The following is a 12,215-nucleotide window of genomic DNA, read 5'->3' as shown; positions in this document are numbered from 1 at the left end:
CAACACGGTGAATACGGTAAAATAGCGAGATGAATACACCTCGCTTCGTACACTTACGCTTACATTCCGAATATTCTGTGGTTGATGGCATTGTCCGAGTGGATGATGCAGTCAAAGCCGCACTCAAAGACCAAATGCCTGCAATGGCGTTGACCGACTTGGCCAACGTATTTGGCATGGTCAAATTTTACAAAGCAGCTAGAGGAAAAGGCTTAAAAGCCATTATCGGCTGTGATATCTGGGTGAGTAATCATGCAGATAGAGACAAACCGCATCGTCTATTAATTCTAGTAAAAAACCGCCAAGGTTACGGTCGCCTTTGTGATTTACTCACTATGGCGTTTCGTAAAAATCAGTACCGCGGCCGTGGTGAAGTAATGCCAGAATGGCTAATACACCAAGCAGGCGCAGAAAGCACCGAACACGGCGGAGATAATAGTGGTTTGCTGGCCTTATCTGCCACCAATTGGGGCGAAGTAGGCATCAATTTAGCCAACGGCAATCATGCTGCAGCTGTCGCAGCGGCAAAACACTGGGAACAGTGCTTTCCGAATAATTTCTTCTTGGAAATTCAACGTACAGGCGACTCAGCGGTAGATGGACTTGTCGCACCAATGGCTCAGCTAGCGGTTGAACTTGGCTTGCCGCTGGTGGCAACTCACCCTGTGCAATTCATGACGGAAGATGACTTCAAAGCACATGAAGCTCGCGTTTGTATTTCAGAAGGCTTTACACTTTCAGACAAACGTCGACCAAAACATTTTACTCCGCAACAATACTTCAAAACTCAAGATCAAATGTGCGATCTATTCGCCGATTATCCTGAGGCTTTAGCCAACACACTACAAATTGCCAAGCTATGTAACCTAACCGTTACGTTGGGTAAAAATTATCTACCACTCTTTCCAACGCCAGATGGCATGACACTAGATGATTTTCTAGTGTATAGCGCGAAAGAAGGCCTAGAAAAACGTTTAATCGAACTTTACCCTGACGAAGCCAAGCGTGATGAAGAACGTCCACGTTATCTTGATCGCCTAAAGTTTGAAACAGATACCATTTTACAAATGGGCTTCCCGGGTTACTTCCTGATCGTTGCGGACTTTATTAACTGGGCAAAAAACAATGGTTGCCCAGTTGGTCCAGGTCGGGGTTCGGGCGCGGGTTCATTAGTTGCGTATAGCTTGGGGATTACCGATCTAGACCCAACCGCCTATGCCCTGCTTTTTGAGCGTTTCCTAAACCCAGAGCGGGTATCCATGCCCGACTTTGATATTGACTTCTGTCAGGACAACCGTTGGCGTGTGATTGAATACGTTCGCCACAAATACGGTGTCGATGCGGTGTCTCAGATTGCCACCTTCGGTACGATGGCGGCCAAAGCCGTAGTACGTGACGTGGGTCGTGTACTCGACTTACCTTACAACTTCTGTGATGGTATCTCTAAGCTAATTCCTGCCGCACCGGGTAAGCAATACAGTCTATCTGACGCTGTAGAGATGGAACCCATTCTTCGTGATCGTCTTGAAAACGAAGAAGAACTTAAAGAGTTATGGGATCTGGCCACACGCCTAGAAGGCATGACCAGAAACATTGGTATGCACGCCGGTGGTGTATTGATTGCACCAGGCAAGATTACCGATTTCTGCCCAATGTATGCGCAGCCAGGCTCAGAGAGCGTGGTGAGTCAGTTTGATAAAGATGACGTTGAGCAAATTGGTCTAGTGAAGTTTGACTTCTTAGGCCTACGAAACTTAACCATTATCGACCTCGCGCTGAAGTACGTTAAAAAGTTAGATCCTAGCTTTGATCTTCGTTTAGAAGAACTTCCTTTTACCGATCCTGCCGCCTATAAGGTGCTGCAAGAAGCGAATACGACCGCTATCTTCCAGCTGGAATCGGATGGGATGAAAAAACTACTCACCAAGTTAAAGCCCGACCGTTTTGAAGATATTATTGCGGTATTGGCGCTTTATCGTCCGGGCCCACTGGGTTCAGGGATGGTGGACGACTTTATCTTACGTAAAGCCGGAAAGCAGGAAATTGATTATTTCCACCCAGACTTAAAAGATTGCCTATCACCAACCTATGGTGTGATCGTGTATCAAGAACAGGTGATGCAGATTTCCCAGATCATCGGGGGTTATACCCTTGGTGGCGCAGATATGCTTCGCCGTGCGATGGGTAAAAAGAAACCCGAAGAGATGGCCAAACACCGGACCATCATCGCAGAAGGTGCCAAAGAGAAAGGCTACAACCCTGCCCTTGCGGAACAGCTATTTGACTTGATGACCAAGTTTGCGGAGTACGGCTTTAACAAGTCGCACACCGCTGCCTACGCCGTGGTGTCTTACCACACCGCATGGTTAAAAGCGCACCACCCTGCTGCCTTTATGGCCGCAACGTTGTCATCGGAATTGGATAATACCGATCAGTTACGCGTGTTCTTTGAAGACTCTATTGATAATAAATTAGAGTTTTTACCACCAGACGTAAACGAAAGTTTCTACCGCTTTGTACCAGTTGATACCAAACGGATTCGCTATGCGCTTGGTGCGATTAAAGGTACGGGTGAACAGGCGGTTGAGCACATCGCGGCTGAACGTGAAAAAAATGGGCCATTTAAAGACCTGTTTGATTTCTGCGATCGTACCGATAAACGCGTCGTCAACCGTAGAACAATTGAAGCGCTCATCCGTGCTGGCGCCTTCGATAAAATCGAATTAAACCGCGCTAAATTACTCGCTAACGTGAGTAAGGCGATGGAACACGCTGAAGTTGCAGCGGCAAATGCTGCGCAAGTTAGCTTGTTTGATATGTTCGACGATACGCCAGAACACCAAGTAACAATGGACGACGTAGAAGCTTGGGATGAAAAGGTTCGCCTGCAAGAAGAAAAACTAGCCATTGGTTTCTACCTATCAGGACACCCATTTAATGCTTATCGTAAAGAAGTAACCCCATTTATTCGCACTAGACTCTCTAGCCTCAACCCAGATAAAGCGCCACAACGGTTGGCGGGCATCGTCGTCGCCGTGCGTACTAAAGTGGGTAATCGCGGAAAAATGGCGTTTGTAACGATTGATGATGCATCAGCTACGCAAGATGTCACCTTCTACGCAGAAACATTAGAGCAATTCCAATCTAAACTCACCGTTGATAGCCTGTTAGTGATTGAAGGCAAAGTCAGCAATGATGACTTTAGTGGTGGCGTGCGCATCATTGCAGATAATGTAATGACCTTTAACGAAGCCCGTACCCGATTTGCCCAAGCGCTGGAGATGGACTACCCAAACAATCTACCGCCTCAACAGTTTTTAGACCTGTTAGCACCGTTTAAAGACGAAAATGGGATGATTGTTCGCTTGGGTGTGAAAAACGAGAAAGCAACAGCAAATATTGAGCTTTCCCGCCAATGGCGAATCCGTTTAGATGATAGTTTGCTGGTGCAGATTAAAAAGCAGTTTAATCAGGTGCCCAAAATCTGTTTCTAAGTGGTATTGATCCATAAAAAAGCGAGCAACTTTGGTTGCTCGCTTTTTTATGTCGGTGCGGTCAGTCTATTTGGGGTAATCGTTGACTTGTGACCACCTTGGCTAGCAGGTAACTCTATTCCCATTTTTGGTGGAAAAACCTCTACTAAAGGTTGTTCAAATTTAGACAAAATATCGTAGTACGTACGGATATTTTCTACAAAAATAACTGTCTCCCCACCTCTTGCATAACCATGTTTTACTTTGGTAAACCATTTTGGGTTTCTAAGTTGAACAAGCGTGCCTTTTAAATCAATCCAAGCATCTGGATTCATCTTTTGTCTATCTGCCAAAACCCTTGCATCTTCTAAATGCCCTAAGCCAGTATTGTAGGCCGCAAGCGCAATCCAATTCCGGTCTGGCTCAACAATCTGTAACGGCAATGACTCCACGAGCCGACGAATATATTTCGCCCCACCTAAAATATTTTGCCTAGCATCTGTGCGGTTTTTCACCCCCATTATCGCGGCAGTTTGCTCGGTCAGCATCATTAATCCACGCACGCCAGCAGGAGACACTGCTAATGGGTTCCAGTGAGACTCTTGATACCCCACAGCGGCTAGCAATCGCCAATCAATGCCGGTTAGCTTTTGCGCTTCATGAAAGAATGGGCGTAATTTAGGGAGTACTTCTACGCGTTGCTGCAGAAACTTAGTCACATCGGCTGGTTGCAAACGGTCTAAATGACCGTAATATCTATCCATCAACCGTTTGACGCTACCATCTTTTTGCGCACCGACAATGAAAGAATTGGCAGACTGAACCAGAACCTCTCTATGCTCTGCAAATAGCCAAGTAACCGGCTCATTTGCCCCTAATGAAGGGCCAATTTCCAAATCCGGGTAGAAACGCTTCATGTGCTTGGCCAACACTTCATTGGCAATCGTTACATCTAGCGCTTGATTAGCCACCGCTTCAATTAACTCTTCCGGGGAGTCCTGATCACTCAACGTCCACTTAAGGTTAGGGATATTTTTAGACAGCGCTTCCAGATCACTCGCCGCACCACTGCCATATTCAATTTTGACATCATGCCCAACTAAGTCTTTAATTTTCTTAATTGGTTTTAAATTAGAACGGTGATACACCACCACAGGTGTCACCCTTTTATAGATAGGACCAAGCGGGATATTGGCATTGGTCGCAAATCGGTTAGAAATCCCAAGTGCAGCCATGTCTGCCTTGCCAGCTTTTAACAATGGCACCACTTCAGACACTTGGTTAACTAGCTTCCATTTAACCGTTTTGCCAATCGACTTTGCATACTTTGTGACCAGTTCAAATTCAAACCCACCAGGTGCTCCATTTTCATCAATGAAGTAGGTAGAGCTATCGTTTCGAGTAATAACGACAAGATGTTTAGCATCTTCAGTGTATTGGGAATGAGAGGCTTCCTCTTCTGCCTTTTGGCAGCCACTTAACATGGCCATCATGCCAAATAAGCTCAACACATAACGCCACTTTCGTCGCGAATGTGTATACCGCCTATGCAAAGAAACCTCTTACATTGACAAGTAAACAAAGTTGAATCATCTAGACCCCTTCTCACTCTGGTTGAGGCGCCGTACCTTCTGCTTTCGGCCAAGCGTGCCACACGCCATCTTGCAATTTTTCTAGTGGCTGATAGGCAGATTTGTAATTCATTTTGCGACAATTCTCAATCCAATACCCTAAATAGACGTATGGTTTGCCAATTTGTTGTAAATACTGCACTTGCCACATAATGGTATAAACACCATAGCTAGCTTCTGGTTCATCTGGTTCAAAAAAGGTGTAAACCGCAGACAAACCATCATCTAACATATCAATTACGCTGACGATTTTTAATACGCCATTTTTGCGAAATTCAACCAACCATGTATCAACAGGACTTTTGAGCAGAAAACTTCGGTATTGGTCATAGCCATCTTCATCCATGCCACCACCCGCATGCCTACTTTTTTGGTAGCGCTGATAAAGATGATAATGCTCTGCTTTTTCAACAGGCCGAATAATATTCACCTGCATATCAGATTGGCGGTTCCAAATTTTTCGTTGCGTTCGATTTGGACTAAATCCATTGGCAACTAAGCGCACAGGCACGCACGCACGGCACAAGTCACAGTGTGGGCGGTATACAAACATACCGCTGCGGCGAAAGCCGTGACGAATTAATTGACTGTAGGTTTCTCTATCAACGGCTTCATTCGTAATCGCCACTTGCGACCTAGCACGTTGATTGTCTAGATAACTACATTGGTAGGAAGACGTACTATAAAATTGTACGAACTGTTGGCGTCCTGATTCTTGTCCACTCATGATTTTCGCCCTCAGTGAATGTTCCGACTAGCAATATAACAACATTAAATTGCGATCAACTTATCACTTAAGATAGAGGTACTAATACCCGACTCACTAGCAAACCCACCCCACAGGTCTACTATCGCAGGCTTTTTAACCGCTTTATCTAAGCGTAGCAGAAATTCACCACGCCGCATGGTTTCCCCACCCATAAACGCCAAATGGTCAGTATACATTTGGCAATCTATCATATCGAACTGATGAAAATCTAGAATACGGCATAAGCCGGTTAAGGCTATTTTAGAGGCATCTGGAACCTTGCTAAACATCGATTCACCGAAGAACATTTTGCCAATGGCCACGCCATACAAACCACCTACCAAGCGATTATCCAGCCAACATTCAATCGAATGCGCATGCCCAGTTACAAACAAGCGGTGGTAGGCTTGCTTAATATCATCCACAATCCAAGTACCCGCTTGTCCACCACGTGGCGCAGCACAAGCGTCCATCACTTGATCAAATGCCTGGTTACACTTTAATTGGAAGGGTTTGTTACGTAATACCTTTGATAGGGACCGGTGTACCCGAATTTGATCCGGATAAATAATCATCCGTGGATCTGGGCTCCACCATAAGATAGGTTCACCTGGGTTATACCAAGGAAAAATCCCATGATGATAAGCCGCCAATAATCGACGAGCACTTAAATCACCTCCTGCAGCAAGTAAACCATTTGGTTCAGTTAGCGCAGTAGATGGATCGGGAAAACGAAGGGAACGATCTAACCAAGGGATCATATAGACAATAAACAAGCATTCATTGCTAAATGCTTGTTTATCTAGGGATATTTAGCGACGACGTGGCTTTTCAGCACAAGTTTTACATAACCCATACAAATATAAAGAATGGGAATGAATCGTAAAATTGCGTTCTTTCGCAATTTTATCTTGGCGACGTTCAATCTCAGAATCAAAGAATTCTTCAACCATGCCACAGTCTACACAGACAAGGTGGTCATGATGGCCTTCTGGTCTTAGTTCGAAGACTGCTTTACCGCCTTCAAAGTAATGACGTTCTAGAATACCCGCCTGTTCAAACTGCGTTAATACGCGGTAAACCGTCGCTAATCCAACATCATCACCTTCACTAATTAGTTGGCGATAAACGTCTTCAGCAGACATATGGCGCGTTTCACTTGCTTCAAACAACTCAAGGATACGCATACGTGGACCGGTTGCTTTTAAACCAGCCCCTTTTAATTCACTCGCTTTATTCATGCAAACACTCAAACAGATCAGGTTAGGTTATCATAATGTCTTTTGATGACTTTGCCTACCTGCAAAGTATAATGACCAGCTAATATGATTGATATTGGTCAATTGATAGACCTGTCTGCCTAATGGCGCAGACCAAAACTAAAATGTCACAAGGAAAAACATGTCAACACCATTGTTTGGGCGCATGACCGGTACCGCACTCGTACTTGTATCTTCCTCTTTGATTGCTTTGGGTTTAAGCGGTTGTGGAACCGCTACTACCGTAGCAAACGCAATTACCCCATATAAAATGGATATCATCCAAGGGAATTACGTTACACAAGATAGTGTAGACAAGTTAAAACCAGGCATGACCAAGGCTCAAGTCAAGTTTTTGCTAGGCACTCCCCTATTACAAGACGCATTCCATGCAAACCGCTGGGATTACGTCTATCGCTTATATAAAGATGATCAGCTCGTCGAACAAAAACAGTTTACTGTTTGGTTTGAAAACGATGCGCTAAGCAAATTCTCTGGCGATGTGATGCCAGCTGTTCGTCCTGTATTAAAAGAAGCAACGGCTTCAGGTGTAGCAGAAAAACCGGCATCCGCACCAGAAATGCCTGCGTCAACAGCTGCTTTGGTTGAAAAACCAGCTTCTGCTAGTTAATAAAAAGACGCTTTACCCGTTTTTGCTTATTTAAACAGGTTGGTGTGAATTACCAATCAGTTGTATGACTCGGATTTAAAAAATGACATTAAGAATTGCAGTGGCAGGAGCCAGTGGCCGCATGGGCCGTGAATTATTATTAGCCGTGCACAATGATGAGAATGCAGTCCTTTCAGCCGCATTAGACCGTGCAGGTAACGACTTTATTGGCCAAGATGCTGGCATGATGATCGGCGCGCCAAACGGCATTAAAATTACCGATGACATCGAATCTGCATTAGCAAATTCCGATGTATTAATCGACTTCACACGCCCAGAAGCAACGTTGGCGCATCTAGCTATTTGCCGCAAACTAGGCGTCAAATTGGTCATCGGTACTACCGGTTTTTCTGATGAGCAAAAAGCAGAGATTGAAGCTGCGTCAAAAGAAACCGCAATCATGATGGCACCGAATATGAGTGTGGGTGTTAACGTGCTATTAAAATTGCTTCAACAAGCAGCCAAAGCACTAGATGAAGGCTACGATATTGAAATCGTAGAAATGCACCATCGCTATAAAGTAGATGCACCTAGTGGCACAGCACTCCGCCTAGGCGAAGTGATTGCCGATACACTAGGCCGCGATTTAAAAACCGATGCAGTTTACGGCCGTGAAGGTGTCACTGGTGAACGCGATCCTAAAACGATTGGCTTTGCAACCATGCGTGGCGGCGATGTCGTGGGAGACCACACGGTTGTGTTTGCTGGTATTGGCGAACGTATTGAAATTAGCCATAAAGCAAGTAGCCGTGCGACCTTTGCCCAAGGCGCATTGCGTGCGTCACACTTTTTAGGCAATAACAAAACAGGCTTATTTGATATGCACGATGTACTAGGTATGGAAAAATAATTCCCATGCGCTTATTCAAGCATTTAAAGTTAGACCTGACAAAAACCATCCTACTCGGGATGGTTTTTTTTATTGCAAATGCGGCGTTTGCCAAGCCTTTATACCTATGGCAAGTAAAAGGTCCTAAAGCAACGGTTTGGCTATTTGGCTCGGTGCATGTAGGTAAAAAAGACTTCTATCCTTTACCGCAAACGGTGATGAATGCATTTAATCAAAGTGATGCATTAGCCGTAGAAGTAAATATTTTACAACCAGACATGTCTCCTGAAGAGATTTTGAAAAAATCTATTCTCCCGAGCGGTGATAGCCTAGAGAAACACCTTGGTACTCAGAACTGGAAAATGCTGGCGGAAGCATTACCTAAACAATACCAAATTCAGCCTGATCGCATTCAAAGAATGCGCCCTTGGATGCTCGCCTCCACCCTTTCGATGATTCAAATTCATAAGATGGGCTATGAAGAAGCCTATGGGGTAGACCTACATTTATTAAATCAAGCCGTGCGAAGTCAGAAAAAAATCATCTCGCTAGAATCCATGGCTTTTCAGTTTAAGCAACTTTCATCATTAAGTGATGAAACCATGTCGACATGGTTGATGGCGCTGGTAAACCCTGACATTCAGAATCAGAGTAAAGACGAATTAACTACCATCATTAAGGCCTGGAAAGAGGGGAATCCAGATGCCATTCGTCTCGAAAAACTAGCCTACAAACAGGGAATGACAGACAAAACCATGCAAGATTTTGAGCAAAAACTCCTGCGTGAACGAAACCCCGCTATTACAAAGAAAGTGATTGGCTTTTTGAAAGGCAATCAGACTATCTTTGTTGCGGTAGGGGCCATGCATTATGCTGGTGACGATAGTATCATCGCGCAGCTAAAAAAAGCTGGTTATACCGTCATACAACAAACGGATTAACTAGGCTTTCTTAAGACGCCCTCTTTACCTAATTTTGTAATTAGCTGGTACTGATCATCTAAAGACTTCGTACTAGATAGGTCTATATTCCATAGAACACGATCAAACAATGAGCCTGCCAACTTATCAATATTGTCGATGGTTGCGAAACGAATTTGCAGAGAGGTTGGTTGTTTCAACCAGCCTAATTTAGTAGCTTCTTGGACTAAATCGGTTTGTGAATGACCAACCAACAAGATACTTACTGGACGGCGAACTGGTTTAATACAGCCATACAAACCTTTACCAGATTGGTTTGATGCGTTTGATTGGTTTGGATGAGTTAACTGCATGGTGAAGACTCCGGCCTCTTATCATGCTAGGCAGGTTAAGAGGCATCACCGGCCAGCATTTAGCAAAATTTAGAGCACATAAATTGCTCTGCGCCTGCAATTAGCTGTATAAATCGGCGCAATACGTTTGAATCTGAGGCTGAAAAAACAAAAACCCGCTAGCTAACTAAAGCAGGCGGGTTTCGTCACACTTTAGCTGTATTTATTAGGCGCCCGCAAGCAGTTGCAAATCGGCGCTCAGATCAGTTTCTATACTAATCACTTTTGATTATATGGTCAACTAGCTCTGCGAAATTTCCTCTAACTCCATTTGCAGGGTTAGCCACTCTTCTTCCACCTGCTCTACTTCCAGTTTTAATGCGGACTCTTCTTTTAAAGTGTCTTGCAACTGTTGCTTATTTTCAGGTGCATAAGCAGACTCATCGCCCAACCAAGCTTGTAACTCAGCTAGTTTAGATTGCAATTTCCCTAATTGAGGCTCCAGTTTTTTTAACTTTTGTTCAATTGGTTTTCTTGCCTGAGCAGTACGCTGGCGCGCTTCGGCCTCTTCACGTTTTTGTGCTTTACGATCAACAGACGAACTTGAGTCAACCGCTGCCTCGGTTTTATCTACATTCGATACAACCTGATTGGCCTTAATAAAATCACGGTAATCCTCCAAGTCGCCTTCGTAAGTCTCCACTTTACCGTTTGCCACCAACCAGAATTGATCAGTGGTTGTACTCAATAAATGTCGGTCATGCGAAACCACAATCAATGCGCCTTGGTAATCTTGCAGCGCAAATGTTAGCGCGTCACGCATAGATAAATCCAAGTGGTTGGTCGGTTCATCTAGCAATAAGAGGTTTGGCTTTTGCCAGATTAAGATAGCCAACGCTAGACGTGTCTTTTCACCGCCCGAGAAAGGCTCGATAGGCGATGTCGCCATATCGCCAGCAAATAAGAAGCCACCTAAGAAGTCTCTTAGCTCTTGTTCACGCGCTTGTGGGTCTAAACGCTGAAGGTGTAACAAGGCAGATGCTTTAGGATCTAGTTGCTCTAGTTGCTGTTGGGCAAAGTATCCAATTTTTAGCCCTTTACCTTCTTTTCGCTCCCCACTCAGTGGAGATAACTCACCAGCAAGCATTTTCACCAGTGTCGATTTACCCGCACCGTTTACCCCAATCAAACCAATGCGCATATCAGAAACAATCGCGCGATTCACCCCTTTTAAAATCACTTTATCAGCGTACCCGCCGTCTACATGATCTAGTGAAAGCAATTGGTGCGGTAAACTTTCTGGCTCTCTAAATGAAAAAGTAAATGGAGATTCGACACGAACGGCCGCCACGCGCTCCATTTTTTCTAAGGCTTTAATTCGGCTTTGTGCCTGACGAGCCTTAGTTGCTTTAGCCCGGAAACGATCAATAAATGACTGTAGATGAGCCGCTTCTCTTTGCTGCTTATCAAATAATTGCTGCTGTTGAGAGAGCTTTTCTGCCCTTTGACGCTCAAAATCAGCATAGTTACCGGTATAAAGCGTTAATAGCTGATTTTCTAAATGTAAGATGCCTGTCACGGTATTATCGAGAAAATCCCGATCGTGTGAGATTAAAACAAGCGTACCCTGATAGCGGGTCAACCAGTTTTCTAACCAAATGACGGTATCTAAATCTAAGTGGTTGGTCGGTTCATCTAGTAATAGAAAATCTGAACGGCACATCAATGCTTGCGCTAAGTTTAAGCGCATACGCCAACCACCAGAAAAGCTCTTCACCGGATTATTCAATTGCTCATGCTTAAAACCTAAGCCTGACAACAACTCCCCGGCTCTTGCGCGGGCAGAATAACCATTAATTGCGTGTAAATGATCATGACAGTGCGCAATTTCGGTACCGTCATGATCCGCCTCTGCTTTTGCCAGTTTGGCTTCTACTTCGCGTAATTCACGATCACCATCTAGTGTGTAATCTAATGCAGATGTTTCTAGCGCAGGCGTTTCCTGAGCAACATGGGCAACTACCCAATTAGCGGGGATACTTAAATCACCCTGATCAGGAGGAAATTCGCCTAAGAACATACTAAATAGGCTAGATTTTCCCATCCCATTTCGACCAATCAAACCGACTTTTTGGCCGGGGAAAATAGTGGCATTTGCTTGGTTGAGAAGTACTTTTTGCCCGCGCTGTAAAACGAGTTGCTTGATGACAATCATGAATCAATTAACCTAGACACCCTTAATGTTAGTAAGGGGAGATAGAAAAGAAGGGATTTTACCCTTCTTAGAACAGGTAGGGAAACTCAAATCTCCGACGAATTAAACTTGCGTGAAAATTGCGCAGGTAGGATACCG

10 protein-coding genes are annotated in these 12,215 nt (G+C 44.5%); 4 read left to right on the top strand and 6 right to left on the bottom strand.

The features are described from left to right. Positions 1-29 precede the first annotated feature (29 nt). The gene (dnaE, locus tag LIN78_RS13260; RefSeq protein ID WP_227181321.1) at positions 30-3,494 is read left to right on the top strand and encodes a DNA polymerase III subunit alpha; all 3,465 of its coding nucleotides are present in this window, start codon (positions 30-32) and stop codon (positions 3,492-3,494) included. 47 nt (positions 3,495-3,541) lie between these two features. Here dnaE and mltF read toward each other — a convergent pair whose 3' ends face one another. The 4 genes from mltF to fur form a co-directional block, all read right to left on the bottom strand. Continuing rightward, positions 3,542-4,984, bottom strand: coding sequence for a membrane-bound lytic murein transglycosylase MltF (mltF, locus tag LIN78_RS13255; RefSeq protein WP_227181320.1), 1,443 nt, complete (start codon positions 4,982-4,984; stop codon positions 3,542-3,544). A gap of 94 nt (positions 4,985-5,078) precedes the next feature. Further along, on the bottom strand, positions 5,079-5,831 hold the full coding sequence (locus LIN78_RS13250; protein WP_227181319.1) for an arginyltransferase: 753 nt from the start codon (positions 5,829-5,831) through the stop codon (positions 5,079-5,081). A 44-nt stretch (positions 5,832-5,875) separates the two neighbouring features. Then, positions 5,876-6,628 carry a leucyl/phenylalanyl-tRNA--protein transferase gene (aat, locus tag LIN78_RS13245; RefSeq protein ID WP_227181318.1) on the bottom strand — a complete coding sequence of 251 codons (753 nt, stop codon included), beginning with the start codon at positions 6,626-6,628 and terminating at the stop codon, positions 5,876-5,878. A 36-nt stretch (positions 6,629-6,664) separates the two neighbouring features. Continuing rightward, a complete protein-coding gene (gene fur, locus LIN78_RS13240) occupies positions 6,665-7,093 on the bottom strand; it encodes a ferric iron uptake transcriptional regulator (protein WP_227181317.1) in 429 nt (142 codons plus the stop codon). Between the two features lie 160 nt (positions 7,094-7,253). Here fur and LIN78_RS13235 point away from each other — a divergent pair, with 160 nt between their 5' ends. From LIN78_RS13235 to LIN78_RS13225, 3 genes are all read left to right on the top strand, one after another. After that, positions 7,254-7,742, top strand: a complete 489-nt coding sequence (locus tag LIN78_RS13235; RefSeq protein WP_227181316.1) for an outer membrane protein assembly factor BamE — start codon at positions 7,254-7,256, stop codon at positions 7,740-7,742. 82 nt (positions 7,743-7,824) lie between these two features. Further along, positions 7,825-8,631, top strand: a complete 807-nt coding sequence (gene dapB, locus LIN78_RS13230) for a 4-hydroxy-tetrahydrodipicolinate reductase (RefSeq protein WP_227181315.1) — start codon at positions 7,825-7,827, stop codon at positions 8,629-8,631. Between the two features lie 5 nt (positions 8,632-8,636). Beyond that, entirely contained in the window at positions 8,637-9,551 is a 915-nt protein-coding gene (locus LIN78_RS13225) for a TraB/GumN family protein (protein ID WP_227181314.1), read from the top strand. Here LIN78_RS13225 and LIN78_RS13220 read toward each other — a convergent pair. Next, positions 9,548-9,883, bottom strand: coding sequence for a hypothetical protein (locus tag LIN78_RS13220; RefSeq protein ID WP_227181313.1), 336 nt, complete (start codon positions 9,881-9,883; stop codon positions 9,548-9,550). The genes LIN78_RS13225 and LIN78_RS13220 overlap by 4 nt on opposite strands. Before the next feature lie 280 nt (positions 9,884-10,163). Then, positions 10,164-12,077 carry an ATP-binding cassette domain-containing protein gene (locus tag LIN78_RS13215; RefSeq protein ID WP_227181312.1) on the bottom strand — a complete coding sequence of 638 codons (1,914 nt, stop codon included), beginning with the start codon at positions 12,075-12,077 and terminating at the stop codon, positions 10,164-10,166. Positions 12,078-12,215: the final 138 nt, after the last annotated feature.

It is taken from the genome of Leeia speluncae (assembly GCF_020564625.1).
Classification (GTDB): domain Bacteria; phylum Pseudomonadota; class Gammaproteobacteria; order Burkholderiales; family Leeiaceae; genus Leeia; species Leeia speluncae.
The sequence above is the reverse complement of the archived record's forward strand: the minus strand, read 5'-3'. Positions and strand labels throughout refer to the sequence as shown.

Coding starts and splice junctions, on each gene's coding strand:
- dnaE (WP_227181321.1), top strand. CDS start 30: ATGAATACACCTCGCTTCGTACACTTACGCTTACATTCCGAATATTCT.
- LIN78_RS13250 (WP_227181319.1), bottom strand. CDS start 5,831: ATGAGTGGACAAGAATCAGGACGCCAACAGTTCGTACAATTTTATAGT.
- fur (WP_227181317.1), bottom strand. CDS start 7,093: ATGAATAAAGCGAGTGAATTAAAAGGGGCTGGTTTAAAAGCAACCGGT.
- LIN78_RS13235 (WP_227181316.1), top strand. CDS start 7,254: ATGTCAACACCATTGTTTGGGCGCATGACCGGTACCGCACTCGTACTT.
- dapB (WP_227181315.1), top strand. CDS start 7,825: ATGACATTAAGAATTGCAGTGGCAGGAGCCAGTGGCCGCATGGGCCGT.
- LIN78_RS13225 (WP_227181314.1), top strand. CDS start 8,637: ATGCGCTTATTCAAGCATTTAAAGTTAGACCTGACAAAAACCATCCTA.
- LIN78_RS13220 (WP_227181313.1), bottom strand. CDS start 9,883: ATGCAGTTAACTCATCCAAACCAATCAAACGCATCAAACCAATCTGGT.
- LIN78_RS13215 (WP_227181312.1), bottom strand. CDS start 12,077: ATGATTGTCATCAAGCAACTCGTTTTACAGCGCGGGCAAAAAGTACTT.